We start from the raw sequence: 22,533 nt of genomic DNA, 5'->3' as shown, positions 1-22,533 counted from the left end.
GCATCATGCTTATGGCATCTGCTCCTTTTCATGTTGTCGTTCAGGTTTACCCAAATTATGATATTATATGAAAAGTGTGGCATTAATGATGGATTGGTTGACAATGAAGCAACCGATAGCCGATAGGTATTGCAAAGGGTTCAATGCGGTTCGTGGTTCGCTTTGATTGTGCCCATATACATACGATGTAGAGTGAGGGATGCTACTTGAAGAGAAGCGTTTTATATATTGAAGATAACGAGAAAATAGGCAGCTGGGTAAAAGAAGAATTGGAACAGCGAGGGTTTTCAGTACAGTGGCTGCTTTCAGGTGAAGGAGCCGATGAGGCAGTTAAACAGCATGAGATCGTGATTTTGGATATTATGTTACCAGGTTTAGATGGATTCACAGTCGGAAAACGATTAAAAAAAGCAGCTCCTGCTGTACCCATATTGCTATTATCTGCACGAACATCGATCGATGATAAGGTAGAGGGTTTACAATTTGCTGATGACTATTTAACAAAGCCATTCCATACCGATGAACTCGTTGCAAGATTAGAGGTATTAATTCGTCGAAGTGGCGGGACCCGTCCAGAACGTATTGTATTAGCAGATCATATTGAAGTAGATCCGGAAGCTCAAATGGTGTATGACAAGCGCACAGGAGAAGAAATTATATTGACAGGGAAGCAACATCAAATTTTAATGTATTTCTTACGCCATCCAAATCAAGTTTTACCAAAGGAACAAATCTATGAAGCGATTTGGAATGAAGCTTACATCACTGGTGATAAAACATTAATGGTGCATATCCGTCGACTGCGTCAAAAGCTGGAACGGTATCCAAATTCCCCAGAGATTATTGAAACGTTAAAGGGAATAGGCTATCGGGTGAAATTATGATTCAGACTAGATCATTATTTCATCGTTTTCTAAGAGGACATGCTCTATTTATCTTTTTACCTCCGCTTGTACTGCTTCTCTCTTTTGCGTTTATTGGTTTTTCAGGTATTGATGAAGAACATCATAATCAATTAAATTTGTTTTACATCATATTACTATTGTTTAGCTTTATTATTGTCGCGTTTGTCGTATTATCCTGGCTATTCTTCTTACGTCTTCGTAAACGTCTTATCGGTTTGCAGGAAGTCATGTCTTATTCAGCGAAGCATCATACATTTCCTAAACCAATTTCTGTACAGACGGATCGTATGGATGAGATAGACCAATTAGCAACTTCTTTCAACTGGATGATTCAGCAGCTTGAAGAAAGCAGCAAACGAGAGCATGAAGAGGAATTGTTACGACATCGACTCATCGCGAATATATCTCACGACTTACGAACACCTCTTACCATTTTGAGAGCACATGTTACCAGATTAAATAAAGAAGCTATTAGCTCAAAAGGACTAGAATCGTTAACAGAGATGAATCATACGATTACAAGAGTCGGTGATTTAATGGACGATTTGTTCTCTTATACATTGCTTACATCGGGTAAGCATCCTTTCCAGCCCACTTCAACAGATATTGGACGTTTAGTTAGAGCATCCGTTGCTGCGTGGTATCCGGTATTTGAGCAAAAAGACATTCAGCTCAATGTTGATTTGCCGACAGAGGAGACGTTTTATTGGGAAGTAGACCCTACATGGATGACGAGAATTCTCGATAACTTATTTCAGAACATTCATCGCCATGCAGCAGAGGGGAAGTATGCAAGCGCTGTTGTTGATGTAGACAAAGAACAGATTATCATAGCAGACAGAGGGCCAGGTATGGATCAGTCATCTGATGAGCGAGGAGCAGGAATAGGTCTATCCGCTTCAGCTTACATGTTGAATAAAATGAAGCTAAAGGCTGTTTTCGTATCAGATGAACAAGGTACAAGCGTAGCTATTGGTAAATTAAACTAAAGTTAACCGAAAAGTAAACGACAGGATAACCGTGAAGTAACCTTGCTTCTATATAATGAGAGCCATAACAGAAAGGAAGTGTTATGGTTGCTTACAATAAATAACTTAGTCAAACATCGTGGTAATCAGGAGATCTTATCCGGTATTAGTTTTACAGCTAAACCAGGCAGAGTAACAGGTTTTCTAGGTCCGAATGGTGCGGGTAAAAGTTCTACACTTCGCATCCTGCTAGGATTAGATCGTGCCACCTCGGGTAGTGCACTAATTGATGGAAAGCCGTTCGCAGACTTACAACATCCTCTAGCTACGGTAGGAGCACTACTTGATGGATCTGGAGCTCATCGGATGCGAACAGGACGAGCACACCTGCGCTGGATTGCTCGTGCTGCAGGCTTGTCTCGTGCACGCGTCGAGGAAGTTTTGGACATCGTAGGTTTAACTCATGCAGCCGGTAAAAGGGTTGGTAGTTATTCTCTTGGTATGGGAAGAAGACTTGGAATGGCAGCTGCTTTACTTGGTGATCCGGCAATATTGGTGTTGGATGAGCCTGTGAACGGTCTTGATCCACAAGGCATTCGATGGATTCGAACATTGATACGCGAACGTGCTCAGTCTGGACACACGGTGCTGCTATCGAGTCATCTCATGGGAGAGCTTGCTGAGACTGTCGATGATGTGGTGATTATGAATCGTGGGAAAATCGTTGCAGATGGAACATTGGAAGAAGTAATCGGACACTATTCCACGCTTGAGGAAGCATTTTTTGCTATGACCTCTGAACATACAGGTGATGTTGTATGAGGGCATTCAACGCGGAACTATCTAAATTACTCTCCCTACCGGGTATTTGGCTTGCCTTAGTTATTGGAGCACTTGCCCCAGCGGTCGTTGCTGCCCTTGACAGCATCGTTGAAAAAGCGGACATTGTTGCTGGAATTAGCACGCGGCTATCGGACATTGGCTACATTGGATTAGGCTTTGGTGTACAAGGTGTCATCATTATTGGTGTGCTCGCTGTCAGCAGTGAGTATGTAACAGAGAGCAGTGAAGCAGGTGGAGGCCAACAGATTACGACAAGCTTAACGGTTGTTGCTTCACGATTACAGTTTCTACTGGCTAAAGCGTGTGCGGTGATTGTGATTAGCGTATTGCTTTGTATTGTAACGATTATGACAACTGTGTTAGCAACGCAGCTCATTCTTGGTGAGCATGCTCCTGAATTTGAATGGACGAGACTTATCGGCGCTGTTTGTTACTGGACATTCACTGCTCTTCTAGCCTTTGGGATTACATTGCTGACGAAGAATGGTATGATTCCGCTCACTGTACTTATCATAAATTCATCCGTGGTATCATTCAGCTTCTTGCTTACGAAGGCTACTAAGTTGGCATTCTACTTACCAGATCGAGCTGGTATGGATATGTTTATGAGCGAACGTTATCTCACCCCAGTGACAGGCGGGTTAGTTATGTTAGCATGGGTCGTCGTTATTCTCATCATTGCAGCTATTGAGTTCCATAGGAGGGACGTTGCAGCATGAGCGTCTTATCTAGTAAAACATTCACTCGAATCCTTGGTGCTGAACTAGATAAATTAATGACATTACCGTTGATCTGGCACACGCTTATTAGTACATTTATGGTTAATATCATTTTAGCCGCAGCTTATACTACTTCTAGTCTACATGCGGAAGCAGGAACACAAAATATACTGAATATCGGACTTGCTTCTATGGGCTATGTTCAAGCAGGCTTCATTATTATTGGGATAGTAGCTGTATGCTCAGAGTACACTGGTGGGCAGATTCGTACGACTCTTACTACGATCCCTTGGCGAGGGTGGCAATTGACCGCGAAGTATGTGGCATTAGCAATAGTAACTATTCCTGCGGCGCTGATTATTGCTGCAACAGGTGTACTATATCCTTATATTATGATGAGGGACACAGCTTCTGTAGCGATTGAAATCAACACATTGATAGCCACATTAATAGGTGCGACAGGCTATCTAACCTTAACGACACTTCTTAGTGCAGCTCTAGGCAGCTTAATAAGACGCACTACGCCTGTATTGGTTACACTCGTTAGTTATTATTTCATTGTTGGTCCATTAATGAGAGATGCTTTACCCAGCATTAAAAACTATTTTCCGGATACGGCAGGTTACTATATGTATATGGTTCCTTACGCTAACGAAATCAATGCTCTTACGTCAGTGCAAGGGACAGGTATTGTCATGGTATGGACACTGATCCTTATAATTATAGCTATTGTGTTTTACCGTAAGCGAGATGCATAGCGTTGTTTCATTCAATATATGATAACGAAAGAGGGATTCCATACGCGGAATACCCTCTTTTTTTCAAGTGAATGCTAGCTACATTGCAGACAGCGTACTTCATCCGTCATATATACTCGTCGTCTGCCTACTTGTATTTAGAACGAAATAATTAGAATAGCAACAACGGTGGTAACGGCTAATCCTAGCAATACCGGCTTAATGTTGCGTCGTGCAAGCTCAAACGGGCTAACACCGCATATCGCTGCAGCTGGGATAAGTGCCCAAGGAATAATCGTGCCGCCACCGACCCATATGCCAGCGATCTGTCCAAGCGCGGTTAACGTTGCTATGCCGCTTCCTAATGCATTGCTGAATAGCAGGGCAATTGATCCAACTAATGAGATGCCAGAGAACCCTGAGCCGTCTAGGCCGGTTATCGCCCCTACTACAGCTAATGTTATACCTGAAACGGTCTCATTGACTGGAACATAATGTGCAAGCGCAAGGCCGAGATCATTGACAATTCCAGTTGAGATCTCCGGAAGCTTCTCACCAAACATTGCAAAAAATCCACTATCGCCCAAATAGAAGAAGGCTGCAATCGGAATAACAGGACCGAATACCTTAAAGCCGAATAAAAAGCCGTCTATTAAATATTGCGTTGCTTTTTCTAGTCCAGCTCCGTGATGAGATAGCATCGTAATCATAACCATAAGCAGTATTGCGGTGCCTCCGACGAGCGCTGTTGCATCTCCGCCCTGTAAATTCAGTAAGAACATAGCAACGACATCCAGTGCAAAGCAGATCGGAACGATAACGGCTAACACACGCTTTGCATTTTTGCTCAGATGGTCCTTATCATTTTTGTCCTCAGCTGTGCTCGACTTAGAATCAGCTTCAACTAATCCATCCCGCCATGTTCCATTACGCATATCACGTCTCATCATCCAATACGCACTAAGGGTCGTTACAAGCCCCATCGTAATAACGAGTGGAATGCTAGCCTGCATGACTGCACTTACCGGTATGCCAGCAGCGTCAGCTGTAAGCTTGGGAGCACCTTGAATAATAAAGTCACTGGATAAAGCAATACCATGTCCGAACAGATTCATCGCGACAGCAGCACCAAGTGCGGGTAACCCGACTCGGGTAGCCACGGGAAGCAATACAGCGCCAATTAATGCAACAGCCGGAGAGGGCCAGAAAAACCAGGAAACGACCATCATCACGATGCCAATTCCCCAAAATGCCAGTGCAGGCGTTTTCATAAATGCAGTAAAGGGAGCAACCATCAATTCGTTAATGCCGGTTCGAATCAGAATTCGGCTAAGTGCAACGATAATGGAAATGATCAATATCGTCCCTAGCAGCTCCTTAATCGCGTAAATAAAGCTGTTAAAGATGCCACTAATTGAGCCTTCAATCGTCAAGGTTGCTAAGGCGCCTAATGTAGCAATTGCAGCGATACAAATGAGTGTCGTATCTTTACGAAATATCATAAATCCAATAATGACGAGGACGAAGAATAAATAAATAAAATGAATCGCGGTTAATTCGAAGACCATAGTTATCGACCTTCTTTCGCTTGGTATACACCATTTCTAGGTGTATGCATAGTGTATGCAAGCAAAGCACGGGACGTTAATCCATAGCAAGTGAGAAATTTTTTCGTTTTTTACAGTCTACTTCAATCAATCAGTCAACGTGTGGATCGTTGATCAACGCTTGCATTCAAGGGGGAGACATGCTATGTTACTTTAAGAAATATGGATAGAAACGGGAGGAAAACCATGGACGTTAAGATCATAAATGCGCGCATGACTCAATCAAAAGAAGACGGCTTCGTTGGTGCCGTTCAATTTGAAGTTGAAGGACATCAGCAGGCGTATGAGATGGCATTACAAAGTAAACGAGGCAAAGACTGGGGCTATGGATTATTCTTCTTAGCTGGCTCTGGCAATGAAGAGCAATTGCTGCTCGTGGAGGAAGAAATTGAAGAGAATGATGAGCTGTTTGAGCGTTTAATTGAAGCGGGAATGGCCGCTTTGCAGGAGCAAACAAAGGAGACATAAAGTCGCAATCTGCGGTTAAAGCCGTCGTTGTACATAAAGCGAAAAAGCAAATTAACAATTGAACATATAAAAAGGCCGTATCACGAATGATACGGCTTAGTTATCTGTGGTAGTTTGGTTAGATATGGTACTGTTGTTGATCCTGATGCTCGGCTATACGCTTTAACCGTTGCTTACGAACATACCATAAGGCAAGCAGAACGATAGCACAAGCTGCTACGATATAAAAGGCAACTTCGTATCGATTGATGACTTTAATCAACTCAGGTATTTTATCTCCAACGAAATGGCCAATCGTAAAGTAAATCGCTGTCCATATCGCCGCAGTAGGGAATCCAATAAGTGCAAAACGAGAGAAGCGGAGTCGGTTAATTCCCATAATATACGGCGTTGCATGTCTTAAAAATGGAAAGAAAACACTGATAGGAATCGCATAGATGCCGTATTTCTCAATAAGCTGCTGTGATTTCTCTGCAAAAGCGCCAAGCTTTTGTTTGCTGGTAAACCATTTGCCTAGCTTGCTGCTAGTAAATCTACCGAGACTGTAATTGAAGGTCATCGCTGAGCATATACCGAGCGATAACATAAGATAGGCAAGTCCTCCTTGAAGTATGCCGCTTTCCGCTAACGCTCCGCCAGTTAGAGCTACCGCTTCATTAGGAATCGGCAAGCCGATTAGCCCAAGGCACAGCACTAAGAACAACGCTAGAGGCCCGACATATTCAATAATATCTAATAAAAGATCATAACCCACAATCATTCTCCTATTCAGGGAAATAACAAGCAATATACAATAATACGAACCAAAGTAATGAAAGGTTTCACAAACCTGAGAAGGGAAGACGTTCATGCTGAAAGATTCAAGATTCAAAGTCGTCATTGCACTATATGTTGCAACGTTTCTTGCGGCCATTGAAGGCACGATTGTTTCAACCGCGATGCCGATCATAACCTCGGAGCTAAAAGGGGCTCATCTCTATAGCTGGGTGAACACGATTTATTTGCTTGCTATGGTTATTGCAACACCGTTGTTTGGAAAGCTATCTGATCTATACGGAAGAAAGCGTATGATCATATTAGGAGCTGTTATTTTTCTAGTTGGCTCTGCATTATCCGGTATTGCCTGGAGCATGCCGTCACTTATCGTGTTCCGAGCGATACAAGGGTTAGGCGGTGCCGCATTGTTAACGCTGCCGATGATTATAATTACCGATTTGTACGAGCTGGAGCTTCGTTCAAAAATCCAGGGCTGGGTATCCAGCATATGGGGAGTTGCTGGAATATTAGGGCCGCTCGCAGGTGGAATGCTAGTTGACTATGTGTCATGGCGCTCTATATTTTACTTAAATGTACCTTTCGCTTTTATCGCACTTATCCTGCTTAATAAGTATATGCCAAAGGTGACAGAGCGAAAGCAAATCCGAATCGACACTGCAGGGATTGCGACCTTCTCTATAGGTATCATACTATTGCTCTTTGGTTTGAATCAATATGTAGAAGCAGATCCGCAGTCCTCAGCACGGATTCTCTATCTTGTTTTGATTGCTGTGGGCGTGTTGCTGCTAATCTTTTTCCGCAATGTGGAAAAACGGGCAAAGGAACCATTTATGCCGCTTGAAATATTCAGCAACCGACAATTTTTATTTATTCTTATTACTGGATTTATGATTAGTGTTATAAATGTAGCAATTATTTTCTATATTCCGTTATGGATGCAGCACGTTAATGGCGTGTCAGCAACAAGGTCAGGAAGCATTATGATTCCGCTGTCTATCCTATGGCCGCTTGGCTCGATTGTAGCGGGTAATCTGACAGTCAAATACGGAATTAAACGAATGATCTTATTAGGCAGTCTGTTTTTGTGTGCAGGCAGTATTGGGCTCGCGACGATAACTACGGGCACTTCTAATTTTATTATTATGCTTTATATCGCATGCTCAGGATTTTCATTTGGAATTTTATTAACGTCATTAATGATCCTCTCGACGACAGTTGCTTCAGAGCGGATTCGAGGTGCTGGAATGTCAGCCGTACAGCTGTTTCGTACATTAGGACAAGCGGTAGGTCTTGTCATCTTTGGACTGTTCTTATATAGTGATGTAGAGAACCCGAGCTATGCGGTTTACTTGAGTGAAAGTCTACATACGATATTTATTATGATTGCGATGCTAGCTGTTCTATTAAGCGTGTATATGATATGGGTAGCATCGATTCAAAAAGGCGAATATCGTTCCTTTTACGAAGGAAAGGCAAGAATTGCCTCGAAGCAAAAATGATGAAATAGAATAGGAGAAAGCACGGTGGAATTTAGACCATGTATCGACCTTCATGATGGAAAGGTTAAGCAAATTGTTGGAGAAACCTTAAATACTAACCTCATTGAAAATTTTGTATCTTCGCACTCTTCAAGCTATTATGCAGAGCTTTTTAAGCGCGATGGCCTACGAGGTGGTCATGTCATTATGCTAGGTCCTAATAATGAAGCTGCAGCGAAGGAAGCACTCACAGCATACCCAGGCGGATTGCAGGTGGGTGGTGGGATTACTGCCGACAATGCACAGCAATATATTGATGCAGGCGCCTCTCATGTCATTGTTACCTCTTATATTTTTAAGGACGGACAGTTGAATTGGGACAACCTGCATGCCATCGTCGATAAGGTTGGGAAGGAACGTCTCGTCATCGATCTAAGCTGTAAGTCACGCGATGGTCGCTGGTACGTTGTAACGAATCAGTGGAAGCAATTCAGTGATTTTGAAGTTAATCAACAAAATATCGCAAAGCTAGAGCAGTATTGCGATGAGTTGCTTGTACACGCTGTTGACGTAGAAGGTAAGCAATCCGGTATTCAGCAAAGTCTAGTACGCGATCTTGCAGAGTGGACAACGATTCCGACAACTTATGCTGGTGGAGCGCGATCGCTTGAAGATATTGAGTTATTTCACAGCATAAGTAAAGGAAGACTCGGCTTAACAATAGGAAGTGCACTATCAATCTTCGGTGGTAATCTCTTGTATGAGCAAGTGTTAGACGTATTTAAAGCATATTCGTAATGGAAAAACTGACTGTATGCCATTTACAGTCGGTTTTTTTATTTTATATTTATGTTGGAATAAGTGCATAGTAATGGATATCGCTAATGAAAAGGAATGGATTGTGGATTGGTTGGAATATAATCTAAAGGAAAATAGAGAGTTTGCGAAAAAAAATATATCAGTCATCAGATATATACTGTAAAAGAAAACAATAGACATACATAAAAATAATTATGTAAACTAAAATGCGAGAAAATCAAATTTGCTGTAAACGGAAGTTATTAGCGGTAATGAAAGTGTGTTAATGATCTGTACACATGAATATGAACAATTTATAATAAATAAATGGCACATAACAATGAATAGCCTTACATAGATTCATTTATTGGAATTCGTTGTAATGAAATAGGAACAATTTCTGTAAAGAGCAATAAAATAGTTATTGTGCCTAACAGAAACGGTCAATCGATGAACTGCAATAGTTGACGCGCAGCAGGTACATGATACCTCAGGTGATGTTTATGCTTATCGTTTTCCAGCATGGGGAAATTTGTACTGAAGGAGCAAAGCTGAATGGTTAGTGCAATTATAGGAAGTTTTATATCTGCTATGGCGACTGTGCTTGGCGCACTGCCGCTGCTTTTTGTAAAAAAACTGTCTGAAAAGTGGAAGGATATACTGGTTGCGTTTACCGCAGGCATCATGGTGAGTGCAACGACATTTGGATTAATTCCGCAGGCGCTCGAGGAGTCAAAGCTATGGATTCTGACAGTTGGTCTAATCGTTGGAATACTCGCGCTTGACCTTATAGAGAAAAATGTGCCTCATATTGATATTGAGCGCTATAAAAGTGTAAAGCAATTTGATACGAAATCACTGCTTGTCATCATTGCCTTGTTTCTTCACAATATACCAGAGGGCTTGAGCACTGGCTTTAGCTATGCCAGTGAAAATGAAGGACTCGGACCAATGATTGCGATTGCGATCGGTGCACAGAACATTCCAGAGGGCCTTATCTTAGCCGTTTTTCTTATACAGTCAAGCGTAAGCAAGCTTCGTGCGATATTGATTGTAACGATTACTGGGCTAGTAGAGGTTGTATCGGCGATTGTGGGGTATTTTACAGCCGCCTATATTTCTTGGCTTATTGGATTTGGGCTATCCTTTGCCGCAGGAGCTATGTTATTTATCGTATATAAGGAGCTAATACCTGAAACACACGGTCATGGCTACGAGCGTCCAGCAACCTATTCATTCATTATTGGATTAATTGTAATGATTTATATTAGTTATTTTTTTGGATAAGTAACCTTTACGGCGACCAATCATTTGGTCGCTTTTTTTATACAAACTTACGTAAAAATAATTATGTAAACTAATATGGTTTGAAAAAAATATTGTTAAAATCGTAAGCACAAAACAGAACATATGTTCTATATAAGGGTAAAATTAAATGAATATGTAAATAAGTGAAATAATGACAGAACATTAGGTATCACAATAAAGAACACAAGATAAGCGACGGGTTACACCATTACACCGTCACATAGGGTGAACGTAGCAGTAATTCAGCAGCTGTAAATAAGGAATTTTATCATTTTCGATGGAATCGAAACAATAAAAAAGTTTTCTTGTTTGATAATTATTTATTGTAAAACGATAAATAATATGCTACATTCAATATGACATTACATTTGAGAGGTGCTTTTTATGAAACGTGTATCAACAGCCTTTTTGAAGGCAGCTGTAATTGTAATTGGTATTCCCGTGCTAGCAGCATGTATATTTGTAGTTCCTGCCTTTGGAAACTTTGCAGCTTACTTTTTTCCTGAGTTTTCAGCTATGAAAATTGTTGTCATGCTTTACATGTATGTGACGGTGCTGCCTTTTTATTTTGCCTTATACAAGGCCTATCAGCTATTGAATTATATCGATCAAGGCCGCGCTTTTTCAGAGCTGTCAGTTCAGGCGCTACAAGTCATTAAGCGCTGTGCAGTCATTATTAGCGCTCTGTATGTTCTATTCTTGCCAATGGTTTATCTCTTGGCTGAATATGACGATGCTCCTGGCTTGATTCTGATCGGGCTATTCATTGTTTTCGCTGCACTGGTCATTGCGGTTTTTGCAGCAGTACTGCAAAAATTGCTGCAGGAAGCAATCGACATTAAATCGGAAAATGACTTAACGGTCTGAGGTGATAAATATGGCGATTATTATTAATATTGATGTCATGCTAGCAAAGAGAAAAATGAGCGTAACGGAGCTGTCGGAGAAGGTTGGGATTACGATGGCAAACCTTTCAATATTGAAAAATGGGAAGGCTAAAGCGATCCGAATATCGACATTAGAAGCGATATGCAAAGCTCTGGATTGTCAGCCGGGTGATATATTAGAATATCAAAGTGACGAGGAAACGTAACATAAATAGAAGCAGCGATTTCATAACGATGAGATCGCTGCTTTTTCTTTGTTAATCTATGGAAACTAGCGAGTTTATATTTAATTTATATAGCTGTGCTAGATTAGTTGCATTAACAAAGAGGAGGAATTACGTTGAAAAAGCTGTTAAATCCCATCACAGATTGGGTGTCAACGAAGCGCGGGATGTGGATAACAATTTCCGTTTGGTTGGTTGTTATGATTGGGCTAAGTGCTGGCCCCCAATTAAGTGAATATAAAGTGACTAATTTTCAGTCACTGCCGAATGATGCACAGTCGATCATTGCTGAAACGAAGCTAGAAGAAATTTTTCCAAATGATCAAGGAACACCTGGCATACTCGTTTTTCATAATCCGAATGGAGATGTGAGTCATGACGAAGTAAAAGTAATATTAGACCATATTAGCTCGGCTAATATTTCGGGTATAAAATCTATCGTTGATATTAGTAAATTGCCACCTCAAGCACTTTCAGGCTTCATGTCAGAGGATTTATCTACGATGATCGTTCCGATGAGCCTAGAAGCAGGTCTCGGTAACAGCGAATATGCCGAGATCAACGATAAAGCTTCAGAGCTCGGTAATGAGGCGGCTGAGGGTCTTAGTACTGAGTTTTATATAACGGGTCCAGCAGGAATTGCGGGTGACACGGTAAAGCTGTTTGAGCAGGCTGATTTTGTACTGCTTTTCGCTACAATTATTATCATCCTATTACTATTAATCTTAATATACCGTTCACCTTTGCTAGCTATTATTCCACTACTAGCAACGATTATCGTGTATCAGGTAGCGAACCAATCCATTGCCTTGATGGGATCGTTTGGATTAGAAATCAACAACTCGACAACATCGATTATGAGTATTCTGTTATTCGCTGCTGTCATTGACTATTCGTTGTTTGTATTCTCACGCTATCGTGAGGAATTAAATAAAGTTGAAAGCAAATATACTGCAATGAAGCAAGCGATGCGAGCGACTGGCGAGCCTGTATTCTTTGCTGGTGGAACAGTACTAGCAGCAATGCTTATCTTGTTCTTTACAGAATTTCGTGATTATCAAAATTTCGCGCCGGTGTTCGGCATGGCGATATTCGTCATTATGCTGGCATCCATCACACTCGTCCCTGCACTATTCACATTATTTGGACGAAAAGCGTTCTGGCCTAAGGTTCCTAAATTCGGTGAAGATCAAGAAGTTAAGCACAGAGTATGGGGAGCTATTGCAAAGTTTGTCGTAAATAAACCAGTGATGAGTGGTGGACTCGTAGCTGTGTTCTTAGTAGTTACCGCCTTGAATGTTTTTAATTTGGATTATGAATTTGATACAGTTAAAAAATTCCCTAAAGATCTACCTTCTCGTGTCGGCTATGAAATCGTTGAATCTAAATTCAATAAAGGGGAGCTGGCACCATCCACCATTCTTCTAGAGTCTGGAGAAGCACTAAATGAGGATCAAATTGAGCAATTTAGAAGCAAGCTAGAGAGCTATGAAGAGATTGACTCTGTCCGATTAGCTGGAATAAGCGAAGATTCAAAAGCAGTGAAATTAAGTACAGCTTTATCGCTGAACCCATATTCTACCGAGGCGATTGACTTTGTAGAGCAACTACAAGGAGAGTCGACTTCGATCTTAAGTGAGTTACAGCTTCAAGGCGATGTATATTACGGTGGTGTGACAGCCAAGTTAGTTGATGAACGAGATATTAACAATAACGATATTATTAAGATCGTTATTTTGGAAAGCATACTAATTCTAGTGCTGCTGATTGCTTTAACAAGGTCAATAAAAATGGCGCTGTATATGATCGCAACCATTCTTATTTCCTATGTATCGGCTCTAGGGCTAGGCATATTCCTAGTTGATGTATTGTTTGGCTACGACTCCATCAGTACCCGGGTTCCGGTATACGCATTTATATTTTTAGTAGCGCTTGGTATCGATTATAATATCATTATGGTTTCCCGCTTCCTCGAAGAGAGAAAAACATTAAAGCTAAAGGATGCTCTTGAAGTGGCGATTCGCAATACTGGTGGAGTCATTTCATCGGCTGGTGTAATCTTAGCAGCTACTTTTGCTGCACTGACAACGATGCCGATTGCAGACTTGTTTGTGTTTGGATTTATGGTTGCGATTGGTATACTCATTGATACATTCCTGGTTAGAGGTTTATTGCTGCCGTCTTTGATCTTATTTTTTGAGAAGGATAAGGACAAGACATCAATCTCTTCCCAGAAATAATAGGGAGGAGACGTTATGAAAATTTTAGTCGTTGATGATGATTATGATATATTACAGCTGGTAACGATTCATCTAGTGCGAGAGGGCTATGAAGTATTACAAGCTCAGAACGGACTAGAGGCCCTTAAGCTGCTTGAGGAAGCAGAGGTTAGCCTCGCGATCGTCGATGTAATGATGCCTGGGATGGATGGATATTCCTTGACTAAGATTTTAACGAAGGAGTTAGACATTCCTGTTATCTTACTAACAGCAAAGGGGCAGCTATCTGATAAGGAGCAGGGGTTTAGATCGGGGACAGAGGATTATATTGTTAAGCCGTTTGAGCCGAAGGAGCTTTTGTTCCGAGTTGCCGTTGTGCTTCGTAGATATGGACGAGCATCGGAGAGTGTGTTACAGGTCGGTAATGTTAAGATCAATCGGAGCGATTATGAGGTCATCATCAACGATAAAACGATTCTATTTCCAATGAAAGAGTTTGAGCTGCTCGTTATGCTTGCTATGCGGGCCAATAAGGTTACACCCCGCGCTGTCCTTATTGAGCAAGCATGGGGCGAGGACGAGCAGGAACATGAGATGACATTAAATACGCATATGAACCGGATTCGTGAGCGACTTAAGCGATATCATGCGTCGATTGAGATCCAGACCGTCCGTGGCATCGGTTATAAGCTAGAGGCTGCAGAATGAAGACACTATATCGGGAGTTTATATCTGCTACGCTGCTCATTTTAGGCATCAGCATTTGTATCGGCTTTTTATTGGCGAATATCGTATACGTCGTGTTTACGAAGGATGAGATTACGAAGCAAAACGTTGAGGTTGCTGAGCAAATTGTACTCAATCTCGAAGAAATGCATAAATACGGCGATACGTTCCAGCCGTTTTTAGATTCGATTGCACGTTTAGGCTACCAGATTTATCTTACGAACCAAGCCAACGAGCACTATTACTTTGGAGAACCCTTCGAGTATAGTGAGCTGCCTGAGCCAATTAAGACTCAAGTGTTAAACGGTGAGTCCTATATGGGGAAGGAAGGGGTTTGGGAACAATTTTGGATGATGGGTCATTTTTCTAATGATATTACTAACACGATTGGTCTACCCCTGCAAATCGAACACGAGACGTATGCATTATTCGTAAAACCGGATAGCAAAACTTTATTCTCAGACTTTCATATGATGCTGGCAGGCTTTATTATCGCTATCGCGTTAGTTAGCTTAATCGGTGTCATCATAATGACAAAGCAGCTTATTCGTCCGATCTCTGAGCTGTCAGAAGCAACAAAAGCGATTACGAACGAGGATTTCACGTATTCGCTCGGCATTCATCGAAAGGATGAGCTTGGACAGCTTGCGGAAAACTTTACATTGATGCAGCAGCAGCTGAAGCATAATGATGTTGCACGTAAATCATTTATAAGCAACGTGTCTCATGATTTCCAGTCACCTCTAATGAATATTCAAGGGTACGCAGATCTGCTTCTCAGTTCCAAGCTGGAGGAGAAGGAGCGATTACAATACGCGAGGATTGTTAGCGATGAAGCCAAGAGACTATCTAACCTGACGAAGCAGCTATTACTCATTACGTCACTCGACCAATCTGGCTATCCTGTGAAAAAGAGTGTGATCCGACTAGATCAGCAGATTAAGGAGTCGATTAGAAAGCATCAGTGGAGCGTTCAGGAGAGAAATCTAACCATTTCCTATAAATTGGATGAAGCTTCGTTGTTGTCCGACCCAGAGCTGTTAGCGATCGTATGGGATAACTTAATTACAAATGCTATCAAGTACAACCAACCAGACGGTCAAATCTTTATCTCCTGCACTAATGATGAAGCCAGTATAATTATTAGGATTGAGGATACTGGTATCGGTCTATCTGAAGAGTCCGCAGAGCAGGTATTTGATCGCTTCTATCGCGTGGATACAACCCGCAAAAAGGATGGAACAGGTCTTGGTCTATCCATCGTAAAAGAAATTGTAACGCTGCTAAACGGTACCATAACGCTCGAAAGCGAGCTGGGTAAAGGAACCACCTTTACGATAATTTTATTAAAGGAAGGAAATGATCATTAATGGAACAAAAATGGAGCTTAATTCTTATTCGCTACGCTGCGATATTCGGTATTATTGGAACGTATATTGGTTCCAAGATGTCTGGTGAAATGGATTATTCCTTGCGACCAATCCACGCCCATATATTACTGGTAGGTTGGTTGAGCGTATTTGCATGGGGGATCTTCTATAAAAACTATAAGGTAAAGTACAAGAAGCTTGTCACGGTTCAAGGATGGCTAGCTATACTGGGATCTTTCGGGTTAACGTTTGGTATGTGGATGTATAATCTGAATCCGTTTAATCTAAATGACACCTTAGTTATGATTCTTTTTATTGTAGGTGGGTCGCTTCTGATGCTTGCATTTCTACTATTTGCAATCATTACGTTTTTTACAGAGAAAGAGCAAGCTTAAGCTGGAATAGAAGCAGTCAAAGCCAGCCAAAAGTTTTAGTAATGGAATGATGTTGACATTGCAAAGGAATTCTATGCCTTATGTGGTATGGTTAGGAGCTTTCTAACGATTCACGGGTGGCTGAATTCCTTTGCTTTTTTGTTTAATCGAGGTCTAGCTGCTCTATACCATTGCAAGCAAAGGATGAAGATCAACAGAATATCGATCAAATCTCCGCCGTAGTACATGAGCATGCCACCACGTTCTGCTTGATCTGCAGGTACACCAGTGGGAGGAAAAGCGTAGATAATCTTGGACAGTATACCGTGAGCTGCTAGCGCTACGATCAAGATAATCGCACGAGTGAAATACGAGGTCCTATGAGACATCGGATCAATATAAATGATCGACACCGTAAATAAATAACCAGCGATAAATACGTGCGCATGGATGAATATATGTAAAACGGTATGCTCATGCATGAGTATATAGAGATTCGTAGTATACAGGTACCAGAGCCCGCCAATATTCAATAATGCTGCTATGCTCGGGTGAGTAAGCCATTGTGCCAGTCGGCTTTTAAGTAGTGCTGTTAGCCTTCTTGCAAGTGGAACGCTAAGCGAGCGCAGAAGTAGCGTTAATGGTGCTGCTAGTGCGATAAGCAGCGGCGCAAGCATCCCTAATAATAAGTGACCGACCATATGGGCTCTGAAATCTACAATTCCTTGCTCTACTAGCGGTCCAATTACCGAACCAATAGCAAGTAGACATCCGGTTACCCAGTAAGCGGTACGAATGCTCGGCCAGCGATTATGCCTTCGATTATTTGCTGCAACGGCAAAGATATACAATACCAATACCACGACGAATGGTAATGCCAAGATGATCTGCGGAATAATGCTTGTGATGTCATGGTCGTACATTCCCTTGCTAGGAATATGCTCGTCATGGCTCATAAGGCTATTCATGATCATGTGAAACGGCCTTTCTTGCATAAGTATGCTTTCTTGCACGAGCGACAAGGATAAGCCCTACTACAATCATAATGACGGCAATAACATTCCAGATTAGATCGTATACGATGACATTGTCTACATAACGGATCTGGTGAATGCGCATAAGCTTATGCTGGATCGTCCCATCATATAGCTGAAAACTTCCTCCACCAATTAATTTTCCTGCCCACCATTTCATTCCCCAGTAGACATTACGCCGTCGTAGATCAGCCAGCATGAATAAGCCTCCAATCGTAGCAAACCAGCTAAATGCATGGAAAAGGCCGTCAGAGATGAGTCCAATGTCTGTCGTGGACTTGTCATAAAAGTGATGCCAGTGCAGCAGCTGATGAAACACGGCTTCGTCAATGAAAGCAGCTAAGCCTATGCCGAATAAAGCACCTGACCATAGATTACGCTTGGAGTATGCAGATAAAGTATCAAACGCAGATTGGTGTCGAATAGTCATGCTGTTCTCCTTGAAATATTGATGTAAATATTACTTTGAGTGTTGCCTTCATCCTGTAGAAATAAACTATCGTGAGTGATGAAGTTGATGATCTTAGTAACATCAGGTTGATCTTTTATAGGTTATACCTATAGAGTGGATAGATATTATATATTTAACGAATGTAGTTCGATATGCGACAATGAAATTACCAATAAAAGGAGATGGTGAGCGATGAATTCTACTAATGCTTGGCATAGTGATCATTATGATAATAAATTGAATTTTGTTTCAGAGCTTGGCAAGGGGGTCGTGGAGCTTTTAGATCCGAAAAAGGATGAACGGATACTAGACCTAGGCTGTGGTACGGGCGAATTGGCTGATCAGATCTCTCAATCAGGTGCAATCGTCACAGGTATAGATCTTTCTGAGTCGATGATAAACTCCGCTAAACAGAAGTATCCACATATTCCTTTTTTCATAGAAAACGGAGAAAACTTTCAGCTTAGAGAACAAGTCGATGCGGTGTTTTCCAATGCTGCTTTACATTGGATGACGAGTCCAAGCAAGGTGATTACGTGCGTACGGAATGCATTAAAGGGTGGAGGGAGGTTCGTTGCAGAATTCGGGGGAAAGGGAAATGTAGAACGCGTCATACAGTCTCTAACTGGCATTCTTCATGACGAATACGGCATCGATGCTTCTCTACTTAATCCATGGTATTTTCCTAGTATTGGAGAATATAGTACGTTACTCGAGCAACTAGGCTTTCGAGTCGTATATGCCACACATTTTGATCGGCCGACTGAAATGACTGATGGTGAAGCAGGACTGCAGCATTGGCTTAAAGGTTTTGCCGGGAATTTCTTCAGCACGTTAACAGACACTGAAAAAGAAAACGTACTATTTAAAATGGCTGCACAATTACGAGATGAGCTATATATAAACGGATCTTGGTATATTGATTACAAACGGATCAGAATTATGGCAATAAAGGATTCATTGTAAAATTGTAGCGCGTAAAATGGTATTCGATATCGTAGCTCAAATAACAAATATATTAACAATAATGTTGTTACTATGTACTACATTATACTGCATACCAATGGCTGAGCGCTTAGGCGCTCTTTTTTTTCGTTTAGTAAGATAGTGTAGAAATACGATATCAATAGTGATGGTGCAATTGATATTGAAGATCTTGTTGCATTGGCTCGTCTCAATTTGACTAATTAACTGAAGGCAGCAGATGATATCTGAATATATGGGGGCATCTGCTCTAATGTTTCCTATTCATTGCTACGATAGGTTAAAGAAATTATAAATGTAAACGCTTACTAAACGATGTGCGTTTAATAGATGGAAAATTAGGAAAATACTATATTAATTGTATGTATAAAAATTCGTATTAATGAAAGAAAATTCAATTCCTGAAGGTTAATAAATAATGTCTAATAAATATTTAAGTCTAAAAAAGCTTAAAACATCTTAGACAACTAAATACGTTGTCATTAGATTGAAAGAAAATTGAACGAAGATCTATTCAAAAAGTAACAACACGAGTCGAACTAAATAATATCGGTTTCAAATTTGTGATTGATATTAAGTAGCTGATTAAGATCGTTATAGAGCTTTATAAGTTATATCTTAAAAATCGTATATGATCTGAAGTAATTTTCAATAAGTTAATGTAGAACATTGTGGACGAACGAGTAATGAACGTTTGTAGTGAATGTTAATAGAACATGGGTTTATTGTTGGAATTATGTAAAAGACAGAATCCAGCGAATATAAACCATCTTCCACATAAGTCTACATTACATCTTCACAAAACTCGTATTTTGTACACATGTCTATAAGTCGTGATAAGCCCCTATACAATTCAAATTTTGTTGTCTGAATCTCGCTTCACGTTCAGCCCTTCCATGTCGACATAGAACAGAAAATCATTCGTTAGCTGAACGTAGCTGCTCCAGTCCTCGTAAGCTCATATGCGACCTCATGCCATAGCTTCGATGCTTGATTCCACTAGTTGTCTCGTATTTCCCAATATTTAACGAGCAGTTGGAATTGCTCCAGTATTTCCTTATTCCTAATACTTTGCTGATGCTCAATCGGATGCTCTCCAGAGTTTCACAGCCCTTCGATACTTCCTGCTATGCAAGACATCTTATCTATATATGTTGTTGTCTTCTGACAATTTTATATGTAATACGTTGCGAAATATTCTAAATTCTTCGACTGTTAGACGATCTATGTAGTTGAACATTAGTTCTATATTGTTTGACAGATATTTAACTATAACCGTAATAGTGGTAAACTTTTATATAATTCCATTCTTAGATTGATTTAATATAAATTTCTAGGTCCACTATTTAAGAAGGCATGGTGTAATAATGAAAAATAAAATGATTACAGTCTTACTATCTTTTTTGATTATTATCTTAGCACTCGCTGGATTAGCTCTATATTTTAAGTATGAGCCACTTGATGATTTCCCTGAAGACAAATCGATTTTGACAATCAATGAGATTAATAGAGATTATAACTTTCCAATCAATGATGGTATTGGAGATATACCGATGGCATTAAAATACACGCGTGCCATTATTACGCAAGAGTTAGATCCTTTTCCTTTATTTGTAACACCCCATACAAGGTATTATGTTCAAATTGAAGGAAGCAGCCAAAGAGAAAAAATAACTTTTCAAGAGCTTAAGCCCGATGATGTTATAGAAGTTTGGTATATGTCTTCTACAACTTTTGGTACTATGATTTATGATGCCGCTGAGGTAACCGTGATAAAAAGCAAGTAATAAAATTAGTGTTCGTATTAAAAAAACGACCGTTCAACGACCGTTCCCAGTTTAATATTGGGTAACGGTCGTTACTTTTTAATATCATAATAATATATATAATTAAGATGTACGGACATTATATAAATTATATTAGTATAAACACAACTGTGTCTCTACCCCCTATTTTCTGATTCGTACAATCAGTATTGAAACTAAAAAAGATATGCTAAGAGCACATCTTTTTTAGTATTCTTTTAATCAGTTGATGAACACAATAAATATTCACTAATGTTTTCTAGCCTTGGCGTTATTGAGGTGTTATAAGATGTTTATGTCTCCAACTTCAAATACAAAACTGTGCTTTTTACTTCAATTGTTCAGATCAATTACGGTATCAGGCTTCTGATAAGTGATGGTATGAGTTTACAACTTAATTCCCTATTATTATTTAAAAAGAGCCCTCTTCCCTATTTAATATAGGAAAAACACTCTTTCCAAATTTTTCTGCGTAATATCTGTTCGTTGCAAATAAAGTGATAGACTAGAATTTTTGTTATATCGGGTTATTAGAATTGATGAATGTCATTGAACTAAAGTACCCGTTAGTGCAAAAAGAGATGTTAGTTTTGGTAGCAAGCCTCATATTCGCCTTTCATTAGTAAACTCTTACATGCCAAACCATTTTCGTGATAAATCTCTTTACCAATTTCTAATTTGATACTTCTATTCGAATTTGGATAATTAGGTTCGTTATTTAGAATGTACAGTGTATCCACATCCACCCATTCCATAGCAAAATTACTTTTTGCATCACTATAATAAACAATTTGAACTTTATTTTTCTCATTATGGCTTGTAATTTCAACCCATACATTAACACCACCTGCTGCACCACCATAAAGTTCATAAAAAGCATTAGCCGTATATTCTTCTGTGGGGGATGTTACAGGTCCAGGACCCTCTTGGGCGGATTCTCTATCAATATCACTAAAGGTAAAAAAGTACATTTCATAAAAATAGATTGAAGATGCCAAAACAATCCCTGACAACGTTGCAATCATCAATTTTTTAGGAAAAGCTCTTTGTTTAATAAAAGAAATTATGATGTCTACACATAGTATCAAAAATAATAAAACGGTAATGAAAGAAATTAAGAAACCAAATATAATTAGAATAATGATACCCCCTTATTATTGACTTTCCAATTATGTGAACGCAGAAGACCTTTAACCTCACATCCATTTAAACTAGGGGGCCTTCAATGGCTTTGCTAAGCTTCATATGAAAATTGGCTGACTGCTCATCTTTATTGCTAATATAAATACGATATTTCCCCTCTTCTGGAATCTTAATAATAAACTCACCTTCTCCACTCTTCACGGTGTCGCTGTACACTTGTTCTGTAGTTATAGACATTACACCAATCTCAAGTTCACCTTCATTCTCACTCTTCACCGAAATTTTAAACGTTTCGCCCTTACGGAACGACATTTCTCCAAAGTTGTTTTCTGTTCTGCCACTCATTGATATTTTCAAATTCTTGCCGTCCTTTGATTCAATACTACCAACCGCAATCGAAGATGTCTCCTGCCCACCATCTTGTATTACAGGGTTGGAAGGAATTTGTACCACTTTCTGCTGATCGGTATTATCACAACCAAATATTAGCATCAGTGCACAGCCTACTGCCAAAGTAAGATATCTATTTTTACGCATATTGCCGTCCTTTCATATTCATGCCCTTCCTAAATGTTACCATAATTGTAACTAAACTTCCCGTTAACTGAGCGGATTTGCAGCAATGCAAAACAGCGATGGATCGGTTCAATCGCTGTGTAGACATTCGTAACGGAATCCCCCCTTGACAATAATTGCATAGGTTTCACG

Annotated in this window: 23 protein-coding genes; 17 read left to right on the top strand and 6 right to left on the bottom strand. The window is 40.2% G+C overall.

Going from position 1 to position 22,533, the window contains the following annotated elements:
• Positions 1–206: 206 nt before the first annotated feature.
• The 5 genes from M3180_RS01030 (at position 207) to M3180_RS01010 (ending at position 4,193) form a co-directional block, all read left to right on the top strand.
• The gene (locus M3180_RS01030; protein WP_251665368.1) at positions 207–884 is read left to right on the top strand and encodes a response regulator transcription factor; all 678 of its coding nucleotides are present in this window, start codon (positions 207–209) and stop codon (positions 882–884) included.
• Entirely contained in the window at positions 881–1,894 is a 1,014-nt protein-coding gene (locus M3180_RS01025; protein ID WP_251665367.1) for a sensor histidine kinase, read from the top strand. The genes M3180_RS01030 and M3180_RS01025 overlap by 4 nt, the downstream gene beginning before the upstream one ends.
• Positions 1,895–1,981: 87 nt before the next feature.
• Entirely contained in the window at positions 1,982–2,695 is a 714-nt protein-coding gene (locus M3180_RS01020) for an ABC transporter ATP-binding protein (protein ID WP_251665366.1), read from the top strand.
• Positions 2,692–3,435 (top strand): ABC transporter permease, encoded by a 744-nt coding sequence (locus M3180_RS01015; RefSeq protein ID WP_251665365.1) that lies wholly within the window; start codon positions 2,692–2,694, stop codon positions 3,433–3,435. Before M3180_RS01020 ends, M3180_RS01015 begins: the two co-directional genes overlap by 4 nt.
• Positions 3,432–4,193 (top strand): ABC transporter permease, encoded by a 762-nt coding sequence (locus tag M3180_RS01010; RefSeq protein WP_251665364.1) that lies wholly within the window; start codon positions 3,432–3,434, stop codon positions 4,191–4,193. The genes M3180_RS01015 and M3180_RS01010 overlap by 4 nt, the downstream gene beginning before the upstream one ends.
• A 137-nt stretch (positions 4,194–4,330) precedes the next feature.
• Here the strand turns inward: M3180_RS01010 and M3180_RS01005 are convergent, their stop codons facing one another.
• The gene (locus M3180_RS01005) at positions 4,331–5,740 is read right to left on the bottom strand and encodes a hypothetical protein (RefSeq protein ID WP_251665363.1); all 1,410 of its coding nucleotides are present in this window, start codon (positions 5,738–5,740) and stop codon (positions 4,331–4,333) included.
• Positions 5,741–5,965: 225 nt separating this feature from the next.
• Between M3180_RS01005 and M3180_RS01000 the strand changes: the two genes are divergently transcribed.
• A complete protein-coding gene (locus tag M3180_RS01000) occupies positions 5,966–6,247 on the top strand; it encodes a hypothetical protein (protein ID WP_251665362.1) in 282 nt (93 codons plus the stop codon).
• A 118-nt stretch (positions 6,248–6,365) separates the two neighbouring features.
• Here the strand turns inward: M3180_RS01000 and M3180_RS00995 are convergent, their stop codons facing one another.
• Complete coding sequence (locus tag M3180_RS00995) at positions 6,366–7,001, bottom strand: DedA family protein (protein WP_251665361.1); 636 nt, start codon at positions 6,999–7,001, stop codon at positions 6,366–6,368.
• 94 nt (positions 7,002–7,095) lie between these two features.
• Here M3180_RS00995 and M3180_RS00990 point away from each other — a divergent pair, with 94 nt between their 5' ends.
• The 9 genes from M3180_RS00990 (at position 7,096) to M3180_RS00950 (ending at position 16,429) form a co-directional block, all read left to right on the top strand.
• Complete coding sequence (locus M3180_RS00990) at positions 7,096–8,523, top strand: MDR family MFS transporter (protein WP_251665360.1); 1,428 nt, start codon at positions 7,096–7,098, stop codon at positions 8,521–8,523.
• A gap of 24 nt (positions 8,524–8,547) precedes the next feature.
• A complete protein-coding gene (gene hisA, locus M3180_RS00985) occupies positions 8,548–9,300 on the top strand; it encodes a phosphoribosylformimino-5-aminoimidazole carboxamide ribotide isomerase (RefSeq protein WP_251665359.1) in 753 nt (250 codons plus the stop codon).
• Positions 9,301–9,855: 555 nt separating this feature from the next.
• Positions 9,856–10,587 carry a ZIP family metal transporter gene (locus tag M3180_RS00980; RefSeq protein ID WP_251665358.1) on the top strand — a complete coding sequence of 244 codons (732 nt, stop codon included), beginning with the start codon at positions 9,856–9,858 and terminating at the stop codon, positions 10,585–10,587.
• Between the two features lie 405 nt (positions 10,588–10,992).
• Positions 10,993–11,475, top strand: coding sequence for a DUF2975 domain-containing protein (locus M3180_RS00975; RefSeq protein WP_251665357.1), 483 nt, complete (start codon positions 10,993–10,995; stop codon positions 11,473–11,475).
• A gap of 10 nt (positions 11,476–11,485) precedes the next feature.
• Entirely contained in the window at positions 11,486–11,701 is a 216-nt protein-coding gene (locus M3180_RS00970) for a helix-turn-helix domain-containing protein (protein ID WP_251665356.1), read from the top strand.
• Positions 11,702–11,835: 134 nt separating this feature from the next.
• Complete coding sequence (locus M3180_RS00965; RefSeq protein ID WP_251665355.1) at positions 11,836–13,959, top strand: MMPL family transporter; 2,124 nt, start codon at positions 11,836–11,838, stop codon at positions 13,957–13,959.
• A 15-nt stretch (positions 13,960–13,974) separates the two neighbouring features.
• Positions 13,975–14,646, top strand: coding sequence for a response regulator transcription factor (locus M3180_RS00960; protein WP_251665354.1), 672 nt, complete (start codon positions 13,975–13,977; stop codon positions 14,644–14,646).
• A complete protein-coding gene (locus M3180_RS00955) occupies positions 14,643–16,034 on the top strand; it encodes a sensor histidine kinase (RefSeq protein WP_251665353.1) in 1,392 nt (463 codons plus the stop codon). The genes M3180_RS00960 and M3180_RS00955 overlap by 4 nt, the downstream gene beginning before the upstream one ends.
• Positions 16,034–16,429, top strand: a complete 396-nt coding sequence (locus M3180_RS00950; RefSeq protein WP_251665352.1) for a hypothetical protein — start codon at positions 16,034–16,036, stop codon at positions 16,427–16,429. Before M3180_RS00955 ends, M3180_RS00950 begins: the two co-directional genes overlap by 1 nt.
• A 110-nt stretch (positions 16,430–16,539) precedes the next feature.
• Here M3180_RS00950 and M3180_RS00945 read toward each other — a convergent pair whose 3' ends face one another.
• Both M3180_RS00945 and M3180_RS00940 read right to left on the bottom strand, forming a co-directional pair.
• The gene (locus tag M3180_RS00945) at positions 16,540–17,376 is read right to left on the bottom strand and encodes a cytochrome c oxidase assembly protein (protein ID WP_432806898.1); all 837 of its coding nucleotides are present in this window, start codon (positions 17,374–17,376) and stop codon (positions 16,540–16,542) included.
• A complete protein-coding gene (locus M3180_RS00940) occupies positions 17,369–17,872 on the bottom strand; it encodes a DUF2243 domain-containing protein (RefSeq protein WP_251665351.1) in 504 nt (167 codons plus the stop codon). The genes M3180_RS00945 and M3180_RS00940 overlap by 8 nt, the downstream gene beginning before the upstream one ends.
• Positions 17,873–18,085: 213 nt before the next feature.
• Here M3180_RS00940 and M3180_RS00935 point away from each other — a divergent pair, with 213 nt between their 5' ends.
• A complete protein-coding gene (locus M3180_RS00935) occupies positions 18,086–18,859 on the top strand; it encodes a class I SAM-dependent methyltransferase (RefSeq protein ID WP_251665350.1) in 774 nt (257 codons plus the stop codon).
• A 1,385-nt stretch (positions 18,860–20,244) separates the two neighbouring features.
• Entirely contained in the window at positions 20,245–20,664 is a 420-nt protein-coding gene (locus tag M3180_RS00930; protein WP_251665349.1) for a hypothetical protein, read from the top strand.
• A gap of 602 nt (positions 20,665–21,266) precedes the next feature.
• Here M3180_RS00930 and M3180_RS00925 read toward each other — a convergent pair.
• Positions 21,267–21,707: a DUF5412 family protein gene (locus tag M3180_RS00925; RefSeq protein WP_251666325.1), complete on the bottom strand. Its 441-nt coding sequence runs from the start codon at positions 21,705–21,707 to the stop codon at positions 21,267–21,269.
• Positions 21,708–21,888: 181 nt separating this feature from the next.
• Positions 21,889–22,362, bottom strand: a complete 474-nt coding sequence (locus tag M3180_RS00920; protein WP_251665348.1) for a hypothetical protein — start codon at positions 22,360–22,362, stop codon at positions 21,889–21,891.
• Positions 22,363–22,533: the final 171 nt, after the last annotated feature.

Origin of the sequence: Paenibacillus camelliae, from assembly GCF_023715345.1 — a bacterium.
In the GTDB taxonomy this organism is placed as follows: Bacteria; Bacillota; Bacilli; order Paenibacillales; family Paenibacillaceae; genus Pristimantibacillus; species Pristimantibacillus camelliae.
This window is presented reverse-complemented; position numbering and strand designations above follow the sequence as displayed.

Coding starts and splice junctions, on each gene's coding strand:
- M3180_RS00935 (WP_251665350.1), top strand. CDS start 18,086: ATGAATTCTACTAATGCTTGGCATAGTGATCATTATGATAATAAATTG.
- M3180_RS00990 (WP_251665360.1), top strand. CDS start 7,096: ATGCTGAAAGATTCAAGATTCAAAGTCGTCATTGCACTATATGTTGCA.
- M3180_RS01015 (WP_251665365.1), top strand. CDS start 2,692: ATGAGGGCATTCAACGCGGAACTATCTAAATTACTCTCCCTACCGGGT.
- M3180_RS00975 (WP_251665357.1), top strand. CDS start 10,993: ATGAAACGTGTATCAACAGCCTTTTTGAAGGCAGCTGTAATTGTAATT.
- M3180_RS00980 (WP_251665358.1), top strand. CDS start 9,856: ATGGTTAGTGCAATTATAGGAAGTTTTATATCTGCTATGGCGACTGTG.
- M3180_RS00960 (WP_251665354.1), top strand. CDS start 13,975: ATGAAAATTTTAGTCGTTGATGATGATTATGATATATTACAGCTGGTA.
- M3180_RS00970 (WP_251665356.1), top strand. CDS start 11,486: ATGGCGATTATTATTAATATTGATGTCATGCTAGCAAAGAGAAAAATG.
- M3180_RS01025 (WP_251665367.1), top strand. CDS start 881: ATGATTCAGACTAGATCATTATTTCATCGTTTTCTAAGAGGACATGCT.
- M3180_RS00925 (WP_251666325.1), bottom strand. CDS start 21,707: ATGATTGCAACGTTGTCAGGGATTGTTTTGGCATCTTCAATCTATTTT.
- M3180_RS01010 (WP_251665364.1), top strand. CDS start 3,432: ATGAGCGTCTTATCTAGTAAAACATTCACTCGAATCCTTGGTGCTGAA.
- M3180_RS00940 (WP_251665351.1), bottom strand. CDS start 17,872: ATGACTATTCGACACCAATCTGCGTTTGATACTTTATCTGCATACTCC.
- M3180_RS00950 (WP_251665352.1), top strand. CDS start 16,034: ATGGAACAAAAATGGAGCTTAATTCTTATTCGCTACGCTGCGATATTC.
- M3180_RS01000 (WP_251665362.1), top strand. CDS start 5,966: ATGGACGTTAAGATCATAAATGCGCGCATGACTCAATCAAAAGAAGAC.
- M3180_RS00930 (WP_251665349.1), top strand. CDS start 20,245: ATGAAAAATAAAATGATTACAGTCTTACTATCTTTTTTGATTATTATC.
- M3180_RS00920 (WP_251665348.1), bottom strand. CDS start 22,362: ATGCGTAAAAATAGATATCTTACTTTGGCAGTAGGCTGTGCACTGATG.
- M3180_RS00945 (WP_432806898.1), bottom strand. CDS start 17,376: ATGAATAGCCTTATGAGCCATGACGAGCATATTCCTAGCAAGGGAATG.
- M3180_RS01005 (WP_251665363.1), bottom strand. CDS start 5,740: ATGGTCTTCGAATTAACCGCGATTCATTTTATTTATTTATTCTTCGTC.
- M3180_RS00955 (WP_251665353.1), top strand. CDS start 14,643: ATGAAGACACTATATCGGGAGTTTATATCTGCTACGCTGCTCATTTTA.